Source organism: Ensifer sp. ENS06 (assembly GCF_014852205.1).
Lineage (GTDB): Bacteria > Pseudomonadota > Alphaproteobacteria > Rhizobiales > Rhizobiaceae > Ensifer > Ensifer adhaerens.
The window spans coordinates 695,356-712,640 of sequence record NZ_JACVBC010000003.1; the positions used below are offsets into that span (position 1 = coordinate 695,356).

At 63.1% G+C, this 17,285-nt stretch carries 16 protein-coding genes; 14 read left to right on the plus strand and 2 right to left on the minus strand.

Annotation, left to right across the window (positions count from 1 at the left end):
* Window positions 1–4 precede the first annotated feature (4 nt).
* Genes IB279_RS16695 through IB279_RS16720 form a run of 6 tightly spaced genes read left to right on the plus strand, consistent with a single transcriptional unit; the run spans window position 5 to window position 5,814 of the window.
* Complete coding sequence (locus IB279_RS16695) at window positions 5–796, plus strand: ABC transporter permease (protein WP_034801842.1); 792 nt, start codon at window positions 5–7, stop codon at window positions 794–796.
* 5 nt (window positions 797–801) lie between these two features.
* On the plus strand, window positions 802–1,872 hold the full coding sequence (locus tag IB279_RS16700; protein WP_034801840.1) for an ABC transporter ATP-binding protein: 1,071 nt from the start codon (window positions 802–804) through the stop codon (window positions 1,870–1,872).
* A 13-nt stretch (window positions 1,873–1,885) separates the two neighbouring features.
* On the plus strand, window positions 1,886–3,355 hold the full coding sequence (locus tag IB279_RS16705; protein WP_113187411.1) for an NAD(P)-binding domain-containing protein: 1,470 nt from the start codon (window positions 1,886–1,888) through the stop codon (window positions 3,353–3,355).
* Window positions 3,356–3,386: 31 nt separating this feature from the next.
* Complete coding sequence (locus tag IB279_RS16710) at window positions 3,387–3,887, plus strand: CMD domain-containing protein (protein ID WP_113187410.1); 501 nt, start codon at window positions 3,387–3,389, stop codon at window positions 3,885–3,887.
* A gap of 1 nt (window position 3,888) precedes the next feature.
* A complete protein-coding gene (locus IB279_RS16715) occupies window positions 3,889–4,467 on the plus strand; it encodes a peroxidase-related enzyme (RefSeq protein ID WP_113187409.1) in 579 nt (192 codons plus the stop codon).
* Window positions 4,468–5,814: an MATE family efflux transporter gene (locus IB279_RS16720; protein WP_060529779.1), complete on the plus strand. Its 1,347-nt coding sequence runs from the start codon at window positions 4,468–4,470 to the stop codon at window positions 5,812–5,814. It begins immediately after the preceding gene.
* A gap of 18 nt (window positions 5,815–5,832) precedes the next feature.
* On the opposite strand, the gene IB279_RS16725 is transcribed toward IB279_RS16720, so the two are convergent.
* Both IB279_RS16725 and IB279_RS16730 read right to left on the minus strand, forming a co-directional pair.
* On the minus strand, window positions 5,833–7,071 hold the full coding sequence (locus IB279_RS16725; RefSeq protein WP_113187408.1) for an FAD-binding oxidoreductase: 1,239 nt from the start codon (window positions 7,069–7,071) through the stop codon (window positions 5,833–5,835).
* Between the two features lie 24 nt (window positions 7,072–7,095).
* Window positions 7,096–7,920, minus strand: a complete 825-nt coding sequence (locus IB279_RS16730) for a M55 family metallopeptidase (RefSeq protein ID WP_113187407.1) — start codon at window positions 7,918–7,920, stop codon at window positions 7,096–7,098.
* Between the two features lie 111 nt (window positions 7,921–8,031).
* Here IB279_RS16730 and IB279_RS16735 point away from each other — a divergent pair, with 111 nt between their 5' ends.
* The 8 genes from IB279_RS16735 to IB279_RS16770 all read left to right on the plus strand — a co-directional run bounded on the left by IB279_RS16735 (window position 8,032) and on the right by IB279_RS16770 (window position 17,245).
* On the plus strand, window positions 8,032–9,489 hold the full coding sequence (locus tag IB279_RS16735; RefSeq protein WP_113187406.1) for a M81 family metallopeptidase: 1,458 nt from the start codon (window positions 8,032–8,034) through the stop codon (window positions 9,487–9,489).
* Window positions 9,490–9,665: 176 nt separating this feature from the next.
* Window positions 9,666–10,298, plus strand: a complete 633-nt coding sequence (locus IB279_RS16740; RefSeq protein WP_060584582.1) for a helix-turn-helix domain-containing protein — start codon at window positions 9,666–9,668, stop codon at window positions 10,296–10,298.
* A gap of 123 nt (window positions 10,299–10,421) precedes the next feature.
* Window positions 10,422–11,963, plus strand: coding sequence for an ABC transporter substrate-binding protein (locus IB279_RS16745; RefSeq protein WP_034801826.1), 1,542 nt, complete (start codon window positions 10,422–10,424; stop codon window positions 11,961–11,963).
* 132 nt (window positions 11,964–12,095) lie between these two features.
* Window positions 12,096–13,109, plus strand: coding sequence for an ABC transporter permease (locus IB279_RS16750; protein ID WP_034801824.1), 1,014 nt, complete (start codon window positions 12,096–12,098; stop codon window positions 13,107–13,109).
* A 2-nt stretch (window positions 13,110–13,111) separates the two neighbouring features.
* Window positions 13,112–14,020: a D,D-dipeptide ABC transporter permease gene (ddpC, locus tag IB279_RS16755; RefSeq protein ID WP_246801962.1), complete on the plus strand. Its 909-nt coding sequence runs from the start codon at window positions 13,112–13,114 to the stop codon at window positions 14,018–14,020.
* A complete protein-coding gene (locus IB279_RS16760) occupies window positions 14,017–15,042 on the plus strand; it encodes an ABC transporter ATP-binding protein (RefSeq protein WP_082584699.1) in 1,026 nt (341 codons plus the stop codon). Before ddpC ends, IB279_RS16760 begins: the two co-directional genes overlap by 4 nt.
* On the plus strand, window positions 15,039–16,031 hold the full coding sequence (locus tag IB279_RS16765) for an oligopeptide/dipeptide ABC transporter ATP-binding protein (protein ID WP_192339368.1): 993 nt from the start codon (window positions 15,039–15,041) through the stop codon (window positions 16,029–16,031). The genes IB279_RS16760 and IB279_RS16765 overlap by 4 nt, the downstream gene beginning before the upstream one ends.
* A 389-nt stretch (window positions 16,032–16,420) precedes the next feature.
* A complete protein-coding gene (locus IB279_RS16770; RefSeq protein WP_110819860.1) occupies window positions 16,421–17,245 on the plus strand; it encodes a creatininase family protein in 825 nt (274 codons plus the stop codon).
* The last annotated feature ends 40 nt before the right edge of the window (window positions 17,246–17,285 follow it).

The window sequence follows — 17,285 nt, forward strand, 5'->3', positions numbered from 1 at the left end:
ACCCATGCGAAACTATTTCAACGACCTTCCGAAAACCGCGCTTGGCGCTTCCTATTGGATCTTTGCCGTCTATCTGGTGCTGCCGCTGGCGCTGATGACCGCGATGAGCTTCAAGGATGCGAACTTCATCGCCTTCCCGATCGGCAACTGGACGCTGTCCTGGTACGGCAAGGTGATCCAGGACAAGCAGTTCCTCGAAGCCTCGCTCTATTCGATCGGCATTGCGCTCGCGACCACCGTTTCGGCGACGATCATCGGCGTCTGGATCGCACTTCTCGTTTCGGCGGAAAACATCTGGGGCAAGGCGGTGATCTTCGCGCTCGCCTGCCTTCCGGCCGTCGTGCCGGGGCTGATCAACGCGATCTCGATGCGCATCTTCATCCGCGCCGTCGACATTCCGACCGGAACCTTCGCGATCATCCTTGCGCATACGGTTCATGCCGTGCCCTTCGTCGTCATCATGGTTCTGACCCGGCTGCGGTCGATGCCGGCCAATCTGGTGGATGCGGCGCGCGATCTCGGCGCCGATCCCTTCATCGCCTTCCTGCGCGTCACCATCCCCTATCTGATGCCGGCGCTCTTCGGCGGCATGATCTTCTGCGTGTTGACCAGCATCGACGACTTCGTCCGCACCTTCTTCCTCGGCGGCTACCAGCCGACCCTGCCCATGCTGATCTTCGCCAAGGTGCAAGGTGGTATGTCGCCGGAAATCAACGCCATGGCGACCATCGTGCTCGTCGTCACCACCGCCATCGGCCTTTATGCCGAGCATTTCACCCGCCGATCGAGGAGCTGACGCAAATGCAGCCTGTCGTCCATTTCAAGAACGTCAACAAGTCCTATGGAGCGCTGACCGCCGTCGATGATCTCGATCTTGCGATCGCGCCCGGCCAGTTCGTCACGCTGCTTGGCCCATCCGGCTGCGGCAAGTCGACGACGCTGCGCATGCTCGGTGGCTTCGACAGCCCGACGTCGGGGGAAATCTACCTCGAGGGCAAGCCGATCTCGCACCTGCCGCCGAACAAGCGCAACGTCAACATCGTCTTCCAGGACTACGCGCTCTTTCCGCATTTGACGGTCGGCCGCAACATCGCCTTCGGCCTGGAATTGAAGGGCATGGAGAGCGCCGCGATCCACAGACGGGTCAGCGATCTCCTCGCCCTCGTCTCCCTTCAGGATCACGCCGAACGCATGCCGGCACAGCTTTCCGGCGGACAGCGCCAGCGCGTGGCGCTGATGCGGGCGCTGGCTCCGGATCCGAACGTGCTTCTGCTCGACGAGCCGCTGTCGGCGCTCGACGCGAAGCTGCGCCAGCAGATGCAGATCGAGCTGAAGTCGATCCAAAAGAAGACCGGCAAGACCTTCATCTTCGTCACCCACGACCAGGAGGAAGCGCTCACCATGTCCGACGTCATCGTCGTGATGAACAAGGGCAGGATCGAGCAGATGGGAGGACCGGACGAGCTCTACGCCCGGCCGCGCAGCCGCTTCGTTGCGAACTTCATCGGCCAGAGCAATTTCCTCGAAGGCACGGTTGCTTCGGTCTCCGGCGAGATCGCTGCCGTCGAGTGGCGCGGCAACATCGTGCATGCGGATGTGAACGGCACCTCGCCGATACCGGGAGACCATGCCACCGTGGCGCTGCGACCGGAGGCGGTTTTCTGCCTGTCGCGCAAGCCGGAAGACCGGCCGTCGCTCAAAGGGCGCATCGATCAGCGCGTCTTCAAGGGGGCTCACACGTCGCTGACCGTCAAGCTCGACAACGGTAGCACGCTCGAGGCGCAGATCGATCCGGTGGCGCTTTCGCATATCGAAGGGGACGACGTCTGGGTGGGGTGGCGCGACCGCGATGCCGTCCTGCTGGCGAAGTGAAGGGAGATCGGGGATGACCGACAGTCAAAAGCAGCAACGGCTTGCCGCGCTCAATGCGCGGGTAAGGCAGGACCTGAGCTACCTCAACTATCCGCCGGCCAACTGGTCGAAGCCGGTGACGACTGCGGCGGGCGATGACGTCAGCGATGTGGTCGTGATCGGCGGCGGCATGTGCGGGCTCGTTGCTTGGCATGCCTTGACGCGTGCCGGCATTGCCAATCTGCGCATCGTCGACCGCGCTCCGAAGGGTTTCGAGGGCCCTTGGGTCACCTATGCACGCATGGAGACGCTGCGCTCGCCGAAGATCCTTCTCGGCCCGGCACTGGGCGTTGCGTCACTCAGCTTCCGCGCCTGGTTCACAGCGCTTCATGGTGAAGCGGAATGGGAGGAGCTCTTTCGCATCCCGCGGCCTATGTGGATGGATTACCTGCGCTGGTATCGCGATGTCATGGACATTCCGGTCGAAAACGACACGCATGTCACCCGCGTCGTGCCGCGCCCCGATGGACTGCTGGAACTTGAAATCGCCGGCGGTGCAAAACCGTCGATCATCACCCGCAAGCTGGTGATGGCGACGGGCCGCGATGGGCTCGGCGAGCCGACCATTCCGGATTTCGTCAAGGGCATGGAGCGGCACAAGTCCTGGGCGCACTCGGCCGACGAGATCGACTTCGATCGCCTGAAGGGCAAGCGCGTCGTCGTCATCGGTGTCGGTGCTTCGGCGGTCGACAATGCCGCCGAGGCGTTGGAGCAAGGGGCAGGGGAGGTGCGGCTTCTCGCCCGCCGCAAGGAAATGCCGACGGTCAACAAGCTGATGGGCATCGGCTCTTATGGTGTGACCGCAGGCTTTGCCGAGATCTCGCCGGAATGGCGTTGGCGGCTGATGGACTATGCGGCCAAGCAGCAGACGCCGGCACCACACAATTCGACGCTGCGCGTCAGCCGGCACCCGAACGCCTACTTCCATTTCGACTGCGGCATCCGGTCGATGAGGGAAGAGGGCAGCGAGGTCGTTATCACCACGACGAACGGCCGCATCTTCCGCACCGACTTCGTCATCCTCGGCACTGGGTTCTCGATCGATCCGCTGAGCCGCAGCGAGCTTGCCCCCCATCAGGACCAGATCGCCTGCTGGGATGACCGATACGCGCCGCCACCGGGCGAAGAGAACCCCGGGCTCGGGCGCTTCCCCTGGCTGAGCGGAGACTTCTCCTTCACCGAGAAGGAGCCGGGAACAGCCCCCTGGCTGAAGGACATCCATTGCTTCAACTACGGCGCCTCCGTCAGCGTCGGCAAGGTCAGCGGCGACATTCCGGCCATCAGCGAGGGTGCGCTCTGGTTGGCGCGCGGGGTCGCGGCCTCGCTCTTCATTCGGGACGTCGACTACCATTGGGAAGCGCTAATCGCCTACGAAAAGCCGGAGCTCGACGGGACCGAATGGGTGGATGCCGACGCGCCGACGCCGGCACAGAAGACGGCCTGAACCTCCCGCGTTTCAGATGACAGGAAAATCAATGACCTCTCCATCGACAGCTGATGTGATCGACACCGTTCTCGGGCTCGATCGCTTCCCGGATCTTCAGGCGCTGCGCGAACAGCGGGCGAAGCTGAAGCAGTTGAGCCAGACGAGCTATCAGGCTGCCCTTCGCCCAGCCGATCCGCGCAACTTCTCCTATGCGCTCCGAGCAGCCCTTGCTGCGCGCATGGCGGCACTCTGGAAGTCGCAGGAGCTTTCCGCGCATTTCCGGGCGCTGCTCGAACGCGAGGACGAGGGCTCCGCGTTGGCGTCTATTGCCGATCCTGGCAACGGCATCGAAGACCCCCGCCTTCAGGCGATCCTCGCCCATGTCGATCTCGTCACGCTTTCGCCGAAGGAGGCGACGCGCACCAACATCGAAAAGCTCGCCGCCGCAGGTCTCGACGACCGGGACATTGTCACGCTCGCCGGCCTGATCGCCTTCGTGAACTATCAGGTGCTGGTTACGGCCGGCCTCAAGATGCTGAGGGACAACTGAGATGTCGCAACCCGTGCACGAATTCACCGTCGAAGCGCTCGACTGGAAGCCCTATGTCAAGCCGGTCGATGTTGAGACAGCCACACCCGAACAGCTCGACGCGCTGAAGATCACGCCGTCCAACAAGAAGATTTCGGACTATGTACTGGTTCTCGCCAACGAGCCGGAAACCCTGAAGGAGCGCACGCCGCTTTTCAACGACATCATGTATAGCGAGGGCGGGCTGTCGCGCGGTGGCCGGGAGATCGGCGCGCTTGCCGCATCCTTCGTCAACCGCTGCATCTATTGCGCCTCGGTTCATGCGGCGCGCTACATCCAGCTCGAAAAGCGGCCGGAGGTGGTGGACGAGATCTATGACAGCGGCCTTGACGCGAACCTGCCGGAATTCGAGCAGGCGCTGTTCAATTTCGGCGTCGACCTGACGGCGCATCCCGACAATGTCGGCGCCTACCAGTTCTACCATCTGCGCGAGATCGGCCTCGACGACCTGCAGATCCTCGACCTTATCCACGCGGTTGCAATCTTCGGCTGGGCCAATCGGCTGATGCATACGCTCGGCGAACCACACCGGCTGGATTGAGTGAAACACGCTTCCGATCACGCTGCGGTCACGGTCCGTCCCTTCGACATCGCGCATCGCGACGTGCTTCGCATCGCGTTGCCGATGATGATCGCCTATCTGTCGAGCCCGCTTGTCGGGCTCGTCGCAACCGGCGTCATCGGCCAGTTGCGCGACGAGACCCTGATCGGCGGCGTGGCGCTTTCGACCGTCATCTTCGACGTCATCTTCGTCACCTTCAACTTCCTGCGCGGGGCGACCACGGGTTTTACGGCCCAGGCGCTCGGCGCCGGTGACCGGCGCGAAGAGCAGCGCATGCTCGCAAGCGGCCTCATCATCGCGATCGTGGCGGGGCTGGCACTGCTTTTGCTTCAAAAGCCGATCGGCGCGCTTGGCCTTGCCGCGATGGGCGCGGAAGGCAAGGTCGCCGAAGCGGCCGCCACCTATTTCGCCTGGCGGGTGTGGTCGGCGCCCTTCGTCCTCTTCAATTTCGTGGTTTTCGGCTGGATCATCGGGCGTGGCGATGCGCTCTGGGGCATGATCCTGCAAACCTTGCTCAATGCGCTGAACGCCGGCTTGAGCGTACACTGGGTCCTCGGTCTCGGCTGGGGCGTGGCGGGCGTTGCTGCCGCCTCTCTCGTTGCCGAAGCCGTCACGGCACTGGCGGGGCTCTACCTCATCTGGGCAAAGACCGACCGGAGCGCGTGGAACCTGCCGGATCTGACGGCGTTCCGCCGCGCCTTTTCGGTCAACGGCGACATGATGATCCGCTCCTTCGCGCTTCTGATCGGGCTTTCCTTCTTCACCCGCCAAAGCGGCATGCTCGGCATCGAAGTCCTTGCGGCCAATACGATCCTGCTGCGCTTCTATTTCTTCGGCGTCGCCTTTCTCGACGGGGTGGCAACGGCGGCGGAGCAACTGGCCGGACGAGCCGTCGGCGCGCGCTACCGGCCGGCGTTCGACCGTGCTGTTGGTTTGACCACGGTATGGGGCTTCGTCTTTGCCGGGCTCGTCGCGCTCTGTCTCTTTGTGGCCGGCGACTGGGTGATCGGCATCACCGCCCCGTCGGAAAGCGTGTCAGCACTTGCACACGCGTACCTGCCCTATGTCGCCGCCCTTCCGATCTTCGGTATCGTCGCCTTCCAGATGGATGGCGTCTATATCGGCGCCACCTGGTCGCGGCAGATGCGAAATCTGATGGTCGCCTCGCTGGTGATCTACTTTGCCGCCTGGGCGATCCTGCAGCCGGTCTTCGGCAATGACGGACTGTGGATCGCGCTGATCCTGTTCCAAAGCGCCCGCAGCGTCGCCTTCCGGCTCATGCTGCCGCGGCTGGCCGACCGCACATTTTCGACCGTGCGCCAATGACCGGGCCCTGACGTTCGGCTATGCCCAGTCTCGGGTCGACGGCAACAGGGGCAGGGCCAGCGGATTGTTGCGATCCCCGGCAACCTGCTCGGCCAGGAGAAGTGCTGTCGTCGGCCCCAGGGTGAAGCCCTGGTGCCCATGGCCGAAATGGAACCACAGGCCCTTGTGACGACTGGGCCCGACGACGGGAAGCATATCGGGCATGCAGGGACGGGTACCCGACCATGGCGCTGCTTCGATGGGGTCGCGGAGTGCAAAGAGCGTTCGTGCGGCGCTGACAGCGTGTCGTATCTGTCGGGATGCCGGGGCGGTGCCGAGCGGCGCCAGGTGCGCGCCGGTCAAAACCCGCCACCCCGCGTTCATCGGGGCGATCAAGGCGGAGCTGTCGATGTCCAGCATCGAAATGCGTGGGCCTTCCTTGCCGCCAAAGTGCCAGTGGTAGCCGCGCTTGAACACCATGGGGACACGATAGCCAAACCGCGCCAAAAGCATCGGCGACCACGGCCCCAGGGCGACGACCGCGTTTTCAGCCGTGAGATTGCCACCCTCCGACAGGACCCGCCAGCCCGCGCCGGTCTGCTGCAGGGACATGGCATCGCCCTGGGCGACCTTGCCGCCGCGGGCGACGAAGAGCGCGGCGTAGCGCGAGACCAGGTCGCCCGGATCACGGCAGGTCCAGGGTGAGGTCCAATGGACTGCGCCCGCCAGCCGGCTTTTGAGCGCAGGCTCGCTTGCCGCAAGCTCGTCGGAGGTAAGCACGTCCGACGGCACGCCGTATTCCCGTTTCAGACGCTCGGCGGTCGCGACAGCCGCATCGAGCTTTCCTGGCGAACGGTAGACCGCGCGCCAACCCTCGCGAACGATCAGGTCGCCGGCATTGGCGGGTTCGATGAAGCGCGCATGATCGTCGCTCGCCCGCAGCGCCAGTTTCGAGTAGGCCGCTACGGTTCTCGCATAAGTCGCCGGCGCCGATTGCGTGAAATAGCGCCAGAGCGGTCCGGCCAGCCGCGGCATGTCGCCGAGCCGCCAGTCCGTATCGTTGCCACGCTTCAGTGCCACCCGCACGATCTCGGCCAAGGAGCGGGGGAAAGCATAGGGTTCGACGGCCTCGGTCTGGATGATGCCGGCATTGCCGAAGCTGGTTTCCCGGCCCGGCGCCTTGCGGTCGATAAGCACCACCTGGTGCCCGGTTTCCTGCAAAGCGAGCGCTGTGGAGACGCCGACCATGCCGGCGCCGAGGACGATAGAGGTGGTCATGGATTGGTTCCGCGGAAATGCTCGTCAGAAGGTGAGGCGGGAATTGTAGCCGACCACGAATTGGATGAAACGCGAGACGTCGACCATGTCGTCACCCTGGTAGCGGATCGTGTAGCCGTCGGTGCGTTCGACGCCCTTGAGATAGGAAAGATATTCGGCCGGAAGGCGGTTGCGGAAGACGATCTCAAGGACGGGGTTCTCCAACTTGAACGGCTTTGCCGAACCGGCCCTCGACAATGCCTTCTTGACGCCCTCGCGGATGCGGCGATGGGCGACGGCGGGCGTCAATGTGATCGCCGATTGCGTGCTGTAGACTTGCTTGACCGGCACCGTCACGATGTCGCCGATCCGCTCCTTGATTTCGTCGAGGGCAACGTTGTCTCCGGATGCGAGCAGCACCGGGACATCGAAATGCCCGGCGATGGCGGCGTTGATGCCGGCCTCCGGCATGACCACGCCGTTGATCCGCACTTCGGCAAAGGCGGTGCCGCCGATCGTGTGGGATAGCACGCCGCTCGCATGGCTTGCGCCGGCATGGTAGCCGAGTAGCATCGCGCCGACGAAGGAACCGAGTTCGACGCCCTGCATCATCATCAGCGGCCGCGGCCAGCTGCGCACGACCTGTACGTAGTCGGGCAGGCGGTCGATCAGGATGCTCTCGCCATTTCCATGGGAATCGCTGAGGATGACCTCCTCGACGCCTTCCTCGTGCGCAGCTTCGCAGGCGTGAACCACGGTGTCCGTCATCCAGCGCCGGGCGTTCTCGTACTCGAAACCTTCGGGCATCAGCTGGTCGCGGCTCACGACCCCGACTATCCCTTCGATGTCAGCGGAAATATAGATGCGCATTCCTGTCTCCCCGGTCAGCCGCGCAAGGGCGCGGATAATGCATTTGACTTTCCGACGATAAACATAGTTTTATGATTAGAAAATATCTTTCTTGATAGGCGAGAGGCGAAAATGAAACTTTTCATCGCGGGGCTGGATACGGAGACCAACACCTTTTCGCCCATGCAGACCGGCATCGAGGCCTTCCGCGAAAACCTGATCGCCTATGGCGATGCTACCGGCAAGCCGCTCAACTGCTGCTCTTCGCAATTGTTCGTCTGGCGCAATGCCGCGCAAGAAAAAGGCTGGGATGTGGTGGAGAGCCTGTGCGCCGTGGCCGAGCCCGGCGGTAGGACCACGCGAGCGGTCTATGAGAGTTTCCGCGCCACCATTCTCGACGATCTCAAGGCCGCGATGCCGGTTGACGCTGTCATGCTCGCTCTGCACGGTGCCTGCGTCGCCGACGGTTACGACGATGTCGAAGGCGATCTGCTTGCGCATATCCGGCAGGTGGTCGGGCCGGAAGTGCCGGTTGCGGCCGAACTCGACCTGCACTGCCACATCACCGAACGCATGCTGGCCAATGCGACCATGATCGCCACCTACAAGGAATATCCGCACACCGACATCGAAGAGGTTGCGGAACAATTGTTCCGGTTGATGGAGCGCACACTTGCGGGCGAAGTGAAGCCGGCCATGGGCATGCATGATTGCCGCATGATCAACACCTTCCACCCGCATCGCGCGCCCTTGCGTGGCATCGTTGACCGCATGAAGGCGATGGAAGGGCAGGACGGTGTGCTCTCGGTCTCCTTCGGTCACGGCTTCCCCTGGGGCGATGTCGAGGATGTCGGTGCCAAGATGCTTGTTGTGACCGACAACGATCCGGAAAAAGCCGCGCGTATCGCCCGCTCCTTCGCTCGCGAGATATTCGAGGCGCGCGAACAGATGCGGGGAGACTATCTCGGGATCGACGCGGCGCTGGACCGGGCCGTTGCCGCGACAAGCGGTCCGATCGTACTTGCCGATGTTTCGGATAATGCCGGCGGAGGCGCGCCTGGAGACTCGACCTTCATCCTGCGTCGTATCATCGAGCGCGGCATCGAAGACGTGGCCTCCTGCCTCTATTGGGATCCGATTGCGGTTCGCATGTGCCGCGAGGCGGGGGAAGGGGCCACTTTGGCGCTGAGGATCGGCGGCAAGGTCGGGCCTGCATCCGGCGACCCGCTCGACCTGACGGTGACGGTCCGGCGCGTCGCGTCCGGCATCACCCAGCGCTTCGGGCCGACGCCGCTTGCCATCGGCGATGCCGTGTGGGTGTCTTCCGGCAGCATCGACATCGTGATCAACACAGTGCGCACGCAGACCTTCCATCCGGAATGCATGACAGCGCTTGGCCTCGACCCCGCGCAAAAGAAGATCGTCGTGGTGAAATCCAGCAACCACTTCCGTGCCGGCTTCGAACCGATCGCGCGTGACATTCTTTACGTCAGTGCGCCAGGCGCCTTGCAGCCGACATTCGAGGATCTGGCTTTCACCAAGCTGAAGCGCCCCTATTGGCCAAGGGTCGCCAACCCGTTTGCGGAGTAGGCGGGCTTCGAAACGCTGCAAGTGGTTGTGGGGCAGGGATTGCCCTCAACACGATGTTGCTTTCGGCCACGTATTATAGGAAATGGTTTTCCTATCATGCCAATCGGATTCTGTGTTGCGGGCGGGCGAGAACCGGCGAGCACTTCGATGGCGGCAGGCAAATGGAGACGCCAACGATGACCGACGCGAAATCCAGCCTCGGCGAGATCCTCAAGGATATTCGCAACCGCAACCGCTGGACCTTGGCCGAAGTCAGCTCCATGACCGGGCTTGCGGTCTCGACCCTTTCCAAGGTCGAGAACAACCAGATGCAGCTCACCTACGACCGCTTGATCCAGCTTGCCCAGGGCCTGAAGGTCGACATCGTCGAGCTTTTCGGGACCATGACGGGCGCGGAAGACGTCCCCAACATGATGGGGCGGCGCACCTATACCAAATCCGGAGACGGTCGGGAGATCGTCACGCAGAACTACGACTATCTCTATGTTTGCACGGAGATTTCCAAGAAGTCGATGGTCCCGATCCTGGCGATGGCACGGGCGCGCACGCTCGAGGAATTCGGACCGCTCATCCGCCACAAGGGCGAGGAATTCTTCTACGTCCTCGACGGTGAATTGGAACTTCACACCGAGATCTACGCGCCCCTTCGGCTGAAGAAGGGTGATTCCTGCTACTTCGACGCCATGATGGGACACGCCTATTTGAGCGTCAGCGAGGAGCCGGCGCAGATATTATGCGTTTGCTCGACCCCGGAAACCGAATTGGTCTCCACGCTGGCAAACGCGCAGACGATCAAGCTCAAAAACTGATCGAAACTAAAAAACAAATACGATAAGAAAAAATATTGCACTTAGGAAAATCGTTTCCTAGTCTAGGACTGCGGTGGGTGCCGGGAGGGCATCGCACGCCGCGGTTCTGGGGAGGACGACGAGATGAACGGTTCCAAGTGGAAATCGATCGGCATTGCATTGCTTCTGGCATCGACGCCGCTTTCCGGCGCGATTGCTGCGCAGGACGTGCTGGTGCTGGCGCGCGCGGAAGATCCGCCGACAGCCGATCCAGGCATTGAGATCAGCAACAGCGGCTACACGCTCACTTATGCCGCCTATGAAAGGCTCGTCGCCTACAAGGGCGCCTCGACGGAAGTCGGGCCGGAACTCGCCGAAAGCTGGACTGCCGACGATGCCGGTCTCGTCTGGACCTTCAAGATTGCGGCCGGCCACAAGTTTGATGACGGCTCGCCGGTCGATGCCGCGGCCGTCAAGTTCAGCTTCGACCGGCTGATGAAGCTGAAGGCTGGCCCCTCCGACGCGTTCCCGGTCTTGAAGGAGGTCGAGGTCGTCGACCCGCAAACCGTAAAGTTTCACCTGACCGCGCCGTTTGCGCCGTTCATTTCCACGCTTGCCGTCTCCGGCGCTGCGATCATCAATCCAAAGGTGATGGAGCATGAGAAGGACGGCGATATGGCGAAGGCCTGGCTCGCCGAGCATACGGCCGGCAGCGGTCCCTATCGCATCGCTTCCTGGGAGCGCAACCAGAGCATCGTGCTCGACAGCAACGAACATTATGCAGGCGCCAAGCCGGCGCTGAAACAAGTCGTGCTCCGCATTGTCGGCGACGTGTCGGCGCGTCGCCTTCAACTGACCAACGGCGATGCCGACATCATCGAACAGATCCCGCTCGATCAGGCCGAAGCGCTGCAGAAGGATGCCTCCGTCGTCGTCGAGAGCAATCCGAGCATGTATGTGAACTACATCTACATGAACAATCGCCAGCCGCCGCTCGACGACGCCAAGGTGCGTCAGGCGATCTCCTATGCGGTCGACTACCAGGGCATCATCGACGGCATCATGCTCGGTCAGGCCAAGCAGATGCGCGGCGCCGTGCCGAGCGGCATGTGGGGGCATGATCCCCAGGGTTTCCAGTACAGCTACGACATCGAGAAGGCCAAGGCGTTACTTGCCGAATCCGGCAAGGGCGACATCCATTTGACCTATACCTTCTCGCAGGCCGATCCTGCCTGGGAACCGGTTGGTCTGGCGCTGCAAGCCTCTCTCGCAGAAATCGGCGTCAAGCTCGATCTGCAGGCGGTCGCCGACACGACGAAGCGCGAGTTGGTCGCCAACGGCAAGTTCGACATGGCGCCCGGCGCCTGGACGCCTGATTTCGCCGACCCCTACATGTTCATGAACTACTGGTTCGACGCCGGTAAGATGGGCGGTCCGGGCAACCGTTCCTTCTACAACAACAGCAAGGTGACGGGTCTCGTCCAAGAGGCAGCCTCGATCGTCGACGAAGCAAAGCGCAAGGCTCTCTATATCGAGGCGCAGAAGCTTTCGACTGACGACGCGCCATATCTCTACATCATGGAGAAGAACGACATCTTCGCCCGCCGCGCCGCGGTGAAGGGCTATGTCTACAATCCGATGCTGATCCAGGTCTACAACTTCGGAACGATGTCGAAGACGGAGTGAGGAGGAACGGTCAAGCTTCGCTCGGCCGACCGCATTCCACGGAACGCCTGCCGCCGGCCCCCGGCCGTGGCGGCAGGGGTTCTTCGTTTCCCAAGCTAGGCCGGGGTTCCCCTGCCGGAAGGGCTGACGTCCATGGCAATCACCCGCATCATTCTTCCGCGTCTGATCCTCTTGCTTTTCGTCGTGCTGGGGGTCGCGGTCATCACCTTCACGATCTCGCATCTCATTCCCGGTGATCCGGCGCGCATGATCGCGGGCGACAGGGCAAGCGCCGAGACGCTTGAAAATGTCAGGCGCAATCTCGGTCTCGACCGGCCGGTCGTCGAACAATTCACCATCTATATCGGCAATCTGCTTCAGGGCGATCTCGGCACGTCGCTCAGGACCAATCGCCCCGTCGCGGCCGATATCCGCACCTTCCTGCCGGCGACGCTGGAGCTCGGCGTGGTCGCGCTTTTCATCGCGATCTGTCTCGGCGTGCCGCTCGGTGTGCTCTCGGCCGTCTACAAGGATGGTCCAATTGATCAGGTGGCACGCACGGTCTCGGTCTGCGGCATCTCGATGCCAGTCTTCTGGTTCGGCCTGATCCTGATCTACGTCTTTTATGCGAAATTCCAGATCCTGCCCGGCAGCGGACGCCTGGCCATGGGCATCGCGACACCGGAGCGCATCACCGGATTCCTGTTGATCGATTCGCTGCTGCAGGGCCGTTTCGACGCATTCCGCAGCGCCCTTTACCACATCATCCTGCCGGGCTTCGTGCTCGCCTTTGCCAATATGGGCGTGATCACGCGCCAGATCCGCGCCTCGATGCTCGACGTGCTGCAGGAAGACTACATCCGGACAGCGCGCGCCAGCGGCCTGCGCAAGGGCATGATCATCTTCAACTATGCGCTCAGAAACGCGCTCATCCCCTCGATCACGCTGCTCGGGCTGGCGCTCGGCGATCTGCTCTATGGCGCGGTGCTGACCGAGACGATCTTCGCCTGGCCGGGCATGGGCACCTATGTCGTGACGTCGATCCAGACCCTCGATTTCCCCGCGATCATGGGTTTCACCATCGTCGCATCCATCGGCTACGTGCTGATCAACCTCCTGGTCGATCTCGCCTACATGCTCGCCGACCCGCAGATCAGGGAGGTCTGATCATGTCCGCCGTCATGCCGACAGAGCCTGCCGCGTCGAATGCAGCAATGCGCAGGACCAAGTCCTTTTCCGAGCGGCTGCGCTATTTCTGGTACCTCAGCCGCCGCAGCCCGCTGACGATGGTCGGCGTCGCGATCATCCTGCTTGTCCTCGTGATGATCGTCGCCGCACCCGTGATCGCGCCCTACAATCCGGACAAGGTGTCGCTGACGGCGCGCCTGTTGCCACCGAGTGCGGCGCACTGGTTCGGCACCGACGAGGTCGGCCGCGACCTGTTCTCGCGCGTGATCTTTGGGGCAAGGGCCTCCTGCGGCGCCGCCTTCATGATCGTCCTGATCTCGATGTCGGTCGGGGTGCTGATCGGCTGCTTCTCGGGCGTCGTCGGCGGTCGGGTCGATACCGCCATCATGCGGCTGATGGATGTCGTGCTCGCCCTGCCGGCGCTGGTGCTCGCCATGGCGCTGGCCGCGGCTCTTGGCCCAAGCCTGTTCAATTCGATGCTGGCGGTCGCGATCGTACGCATCCCCGCCCATGTGCGCCTCGCCCGCGGCCAGACGCTGTCGCTGCGCGAGCAGGTCTTCGTCAAGGCGTCGCGCACCTTTGGCGCCTCGCCGTTCTACATCCTGCGCTGGCATATCCTGCCAAACGCCATGTCGCCGATCATCGTCCAGGCGACCCTCGATCTCGGCGGCGTCGTGCTGATTGCAGCCGCCCTCAGCTTCATCGGCCTCGGCGCGCAGCCGCCGACCGCCGAATGGGGCGCGCTCGTCAGCAGCGGCCGCAGCTACATGCTCGACCAATGGTGGTACGCGACCTTCCCGGGCCTGGCGATCCTGATCACGGCCATGGGGTGCAATCTCGTCGGCGACGGCATACGCGATATGCTCGACCCGCGCTTGAGGGGCAGATGATGACGATGGGAACGGCAGAACCACGCGGCCAGGCGCTGGCCATCAACAATCTCTCGCTGGAGTTTCCAACCTTCAGCGGCGCCGTCAAAGCGCTCGACGATGTCACGATCAGCGTCGGCAAGGCCGAGATTGTCGGTATTGTCGGCGAATCCGGCTGCGGCAAGTCGGTGACGACGATGGCGGCAACGGGGCTCCTGCCCAAGGGACGCTACCGCATCACCGGTGGCACCGTCAGGCTCTTTGGCCACAGCACGCTTTCCATGGACGACAATCAGTTGCAGGACCTGCGCGGCAAGGTGGTCTCGACCATCTTCCAGGAACCGATGAACGCGCTGAACCCGACGATCCGTATCGGCAAGCAGCTGACCGACGTCATCATGCGCCACGAGGAAATAGGTCTCGCCGAGGCAAGGCGCGTGGCGCGGGACATTCTTGCCGACATGCTGATCGGCGAGCCGGAGCGGGTCATGAACCTCTATCCGTTCGAACTCTCCGGCGGCATGCGGCAGCGGGTGCTGATCGCCATGGCGTTTTCCTGCAACCCCGGCCTGATCATCGCCGACGAGCCGACGACTGCACTCGATGTTACCGTGCAGGCGGTGATCCTGCGGTTGATCCAGAACCGGGCGCGCCGGACAGGCACGTCAGTCATCTTCATCTCGCACAATGTCGCCGTCGTCTCGCAGCTCTGCGATCGGCTCTACGTGATGTATGCCGGGCGGATCGTCGAGCACGGCGCGACGCGGACGGTCCTTGAAACGCCGCAGCATCCCTATACCCAGGCGCTGTTGCGCTGCCTGCCGGAGCGGGTCGCGCCGAAGCAGGAACTCGAAGCGATCCCTGGTGCTGTGCCGAACCTTCTCCACCCACCGGCGGGTTGCTACTTCCAGCCGCGATGCAAGGAAGCAGTCGAACAATGTCGAACCCAGTCTCCGCAACTGGTGGGGGCCAGCGGCCAGCAGGTCGCCTGCTGGCGTCGCGGTGCGGCGACCGAACTCGTAGAGCAGGGAGGCCGGCAATGACCGAAGGCGTTGGTACGATAGCGCGGCCGGTGCTCGAGGTTTCCGACCTCCATGTCCGCTTCCCGGCCTCCCGCAACTGGTTGGGGCGGCCCACGTCTTATGTGCATGCGGTCAATGGCGTGACCCTTGAGGTCGGCGCCGGCAAGAGCCTCGGCATCGTCGGCGAGTCAGGCTGCGGCAAGAGCACGCTCGCCCAGGCGATCATCGGGCTTGCGCCTTTTGAACAGGGCAGGGTGGCGATCGACGGCGAGGATTTTCAGAAGGCTCAGGGCAAACAAAAGCGCGCCTTGCGGCAGAAGATGCAGATCGTCTTTCAGGATCCGCAATCCTCGCTCGACCGGCGCCTGCCGGTCTGGCGGCTGATCAGCGAGCCGCTGCACATTCGCGGTGGGCACAGCAGGGCCGAACTGCATGAGAAGGCCGAGGAACTGGCCGTCGCCGTCGGGCTGAGGCCGGAACACCTCGATCGCCTGCCGCACGAGTTTTCAGGCGGCCAGCGCCAGCGCATCGCCATTGCCCGCGCGATCAGCACGGACCCGGAGCTGCTGGTGCTGGACGAGCCGACATCGGCGCTCGACGTCTCGGTACAGGCGCAGATCATCAATCTGCTCTTGAAGCTGCAGCGGGAGCGCGGGCTCACCTATCTCCTGATTTCGCACGACGTCGCGCTGGTGCGCCATTTCTCCGACGACGTCGCGGTGATGTATCTCGGCCAGATCGTCGAATCCGGCCCGGCCGACGAAGTGTTACGCAATCCCCGCCATCCCTACACGCAGACGCTTCTGGCGGCTGCGCCGAGCTTCGAGAGCCCGCTGCCGGATATTGCCCAGGTGCGTGCGGGCGAGCTTCCCAACAACCGCCATCTGCCGGACGGCTGCTTCTACAAGCAGAGGTGCGACCGGATTGGCGGCGGCTGCGAGGCGGGCCAGGTGCTGCGGCGCCTGAGCGAGAGCGCCCGCCATGTCAGGTGTCACCTGGCGCAGACGTGAAAGCGCAGACGACGCGCCAGATCCGCGCCCGCCGGCCCAACCGCCGGAACGGCGCGGTGCGGCCTGTGCCATTTGATGCGCAATTTCGATAGTTTGAGAAATATAATTTTCTTATAGGAAAAATAATTTGATTGATATTTCCGACTGTGCAAATTTGTAGCCGCCGCCATCGGGCGGCGCTTGCCAATCGGGACCGCCTTTTCGCGATCCCGCCGCTTGCCGGAGATGAGATTGACTGACCCAACGCTGCTCGACGCCTTTCGTCAGCCTGCGGCAATCGGATGGGCGCGCGGTGACCCTGCGGGTCGATGCCCGCGGACGCCAGACGGCGCGTGTCGCCGGCGAGGCGGCGAACAGAATTTGCTTTGATGACATGAAAGAGGCCTGACATGACCAAGGAAGTTGAATGGGCGCGCATGACCGCGCCGAGCCTGCGCGAAATTGCCGGCAAGCCCGGGGCGCTCGCAATCCTGCCGATCGGCTCGCTGGAGCAGCACGGCCCGCACCTGCCTGTTATCACCGATACCGCGAGCGCATCGGCAGCCGCGACCCGCGCTGCCCGGCTGGTGGCCGATGACATTCCGGTCGCCGTCCTTCCGGGTTTGTGGACTGGCATGAGCGAACATCACCTGCCCTTCGGCGGCACGATCACGCTCGATTACGATACGCTGAGCCGCGTCCTCCGCTGCATCGTCCGCTCGCTGAAGACGCTCGGCTTCCAGCGCCTGTTCATTGTCAATGGTCACGGCGGCAACATGGATCCGCTGGCGGTCGCCGTGCGCGAACTGGCGGTCGAGTTCGCCATGCCGATCGTCGCGACTACGCCGTGGATGCTGGCAACGGAGGAGGCATCAAAAATCTTCGAAGTCGACACCGGCGCCCACCATGCCTGCGAAGGTGAGGCCTCTGTCATGCTGGCGATCGTGCCGGACGCGGTAAAGACCGAGATGTTCGGTCAGGCTTTCGGTAACCAGCAGCACCCGGTCGATGTCCCGGCGGACGTGTCGCGCTTCTATTCCTTCTCCGAGCGCGCGCCGGTTACCGGCACCTGGGGCGATCCGCGCAGCGCAACCGCTGAAAAGGGCGAGCGTTTCCTCGACCTGCAGGCGAGCGAACTGGTGAAGCTGATCCGCAACGACGTGCTCTGGACCACGCCGGATCCGGTCTGGACCCCCGGCCGCGGGCTCGGCACCACGGCCGGCAGGGCCGAATGATCCTTCCGGCGCCATCCGCCGGCACTCGCATTCCATTCCT

Coding starts and splice junctions, on each gene's coding strand:
- IB279_RS16715 (WP_113187409.1), top strand. CDS start 3,889: ATGTCGCAACCCGTGCACGAATTCACCGTCGAAGCGCTCGACTGGAAG.
- IB279_RS16730 (WP_113187407.1), bottom strand. CDS start 7,920: ATGCGCATCTATATTTCCGCTGACATCGAAGGGATAGTCGGGGTCGTG.
- IB279_RS16750 (WP_034801824.1), top strand. CDS start 12,096: ATGGCAATCACCCGCATCATTCTTCCGCGTCTGATCCTCTTGCTTTTC.
- IB279_RS16760 (WP_082584699.1), top strand. CDS start 14,017: ATGATGACGATGGGAACGGCAGAACCACGCGGCCAGGCGCTGGCCATC.
- ddpC (WP_246801962.1), top strand. CDS start 13,112: ATGTCCGCCGTCATGCCGACAGAGCCTGCCGCGTCGAATGCAGCAATG.
- IB279_RS16765 (WP_192339368.1), top strand. CDS start 15,039: ATGACCGAAGGCGTTGGTACGATAGCGCGGCCGGTGCTCGAGGTTTCC.
- IB279_RS16700 (WP_034801840.1), top strand. CDS start 802: ATGCAGCCTGTCGTCCATTTCAAGAACGTCAACAAGTCCTATGGAGCG.
- IB279_RS16695 (WP_034801842.1), top strand. CDS start 5: ATGCGAAACTATTTCAACGACCTTCCGAAAACCGCGCTTGGCGCTTCC.
- IB279_RS16725 (WP_113187408.1), bottom strand. CDS start 7,071: ATGACCACCTCTATCGTCCTCGGCGCCGGCATGGTCGGCGTCTCCACA.
- IB279_RS16705 (WP_113187411.1), top strand. CDS start 1,886: ATGACCGACAGTCAAAAGCAGCAACGGCTTGCCGCGCTCAATGCGCGG.
- IB279_RS16710 (WP_113187410.1), top strand. CDS start 3,387: ATGACCTCTCCATCGACAGCTGATGTGATCGACACCGTTCTCGGGCTC.
- IB279_RS16740 (WP_060584582.1), top strand. CDS start 9,666: ATGACCGACGCGAAATCCAGCCTCGGCGAGATCCTCAAGGATATTCGC.
- IB279_RS16735 (WP_113187406.1), top strand. CDS start 8,032: ATGAAACTTTTCATCGCGGGGCTGGATACGGAGACCAACACCTTTTCG.
- IB279_RS16770 (WP_110819860.1), top strand. CDS start 16,421: ATGACCAAGGAAGTTGAATGGGCGCGCATGACCGCGCCGAGCCTGCGC.
- IB279_RS16745 (WP_034801826.1), top strand. CDS start 10,422: ATGAACGGTTCCAAGTGGAAATCGATCGGCATTGCATTGCTTCTGGCA.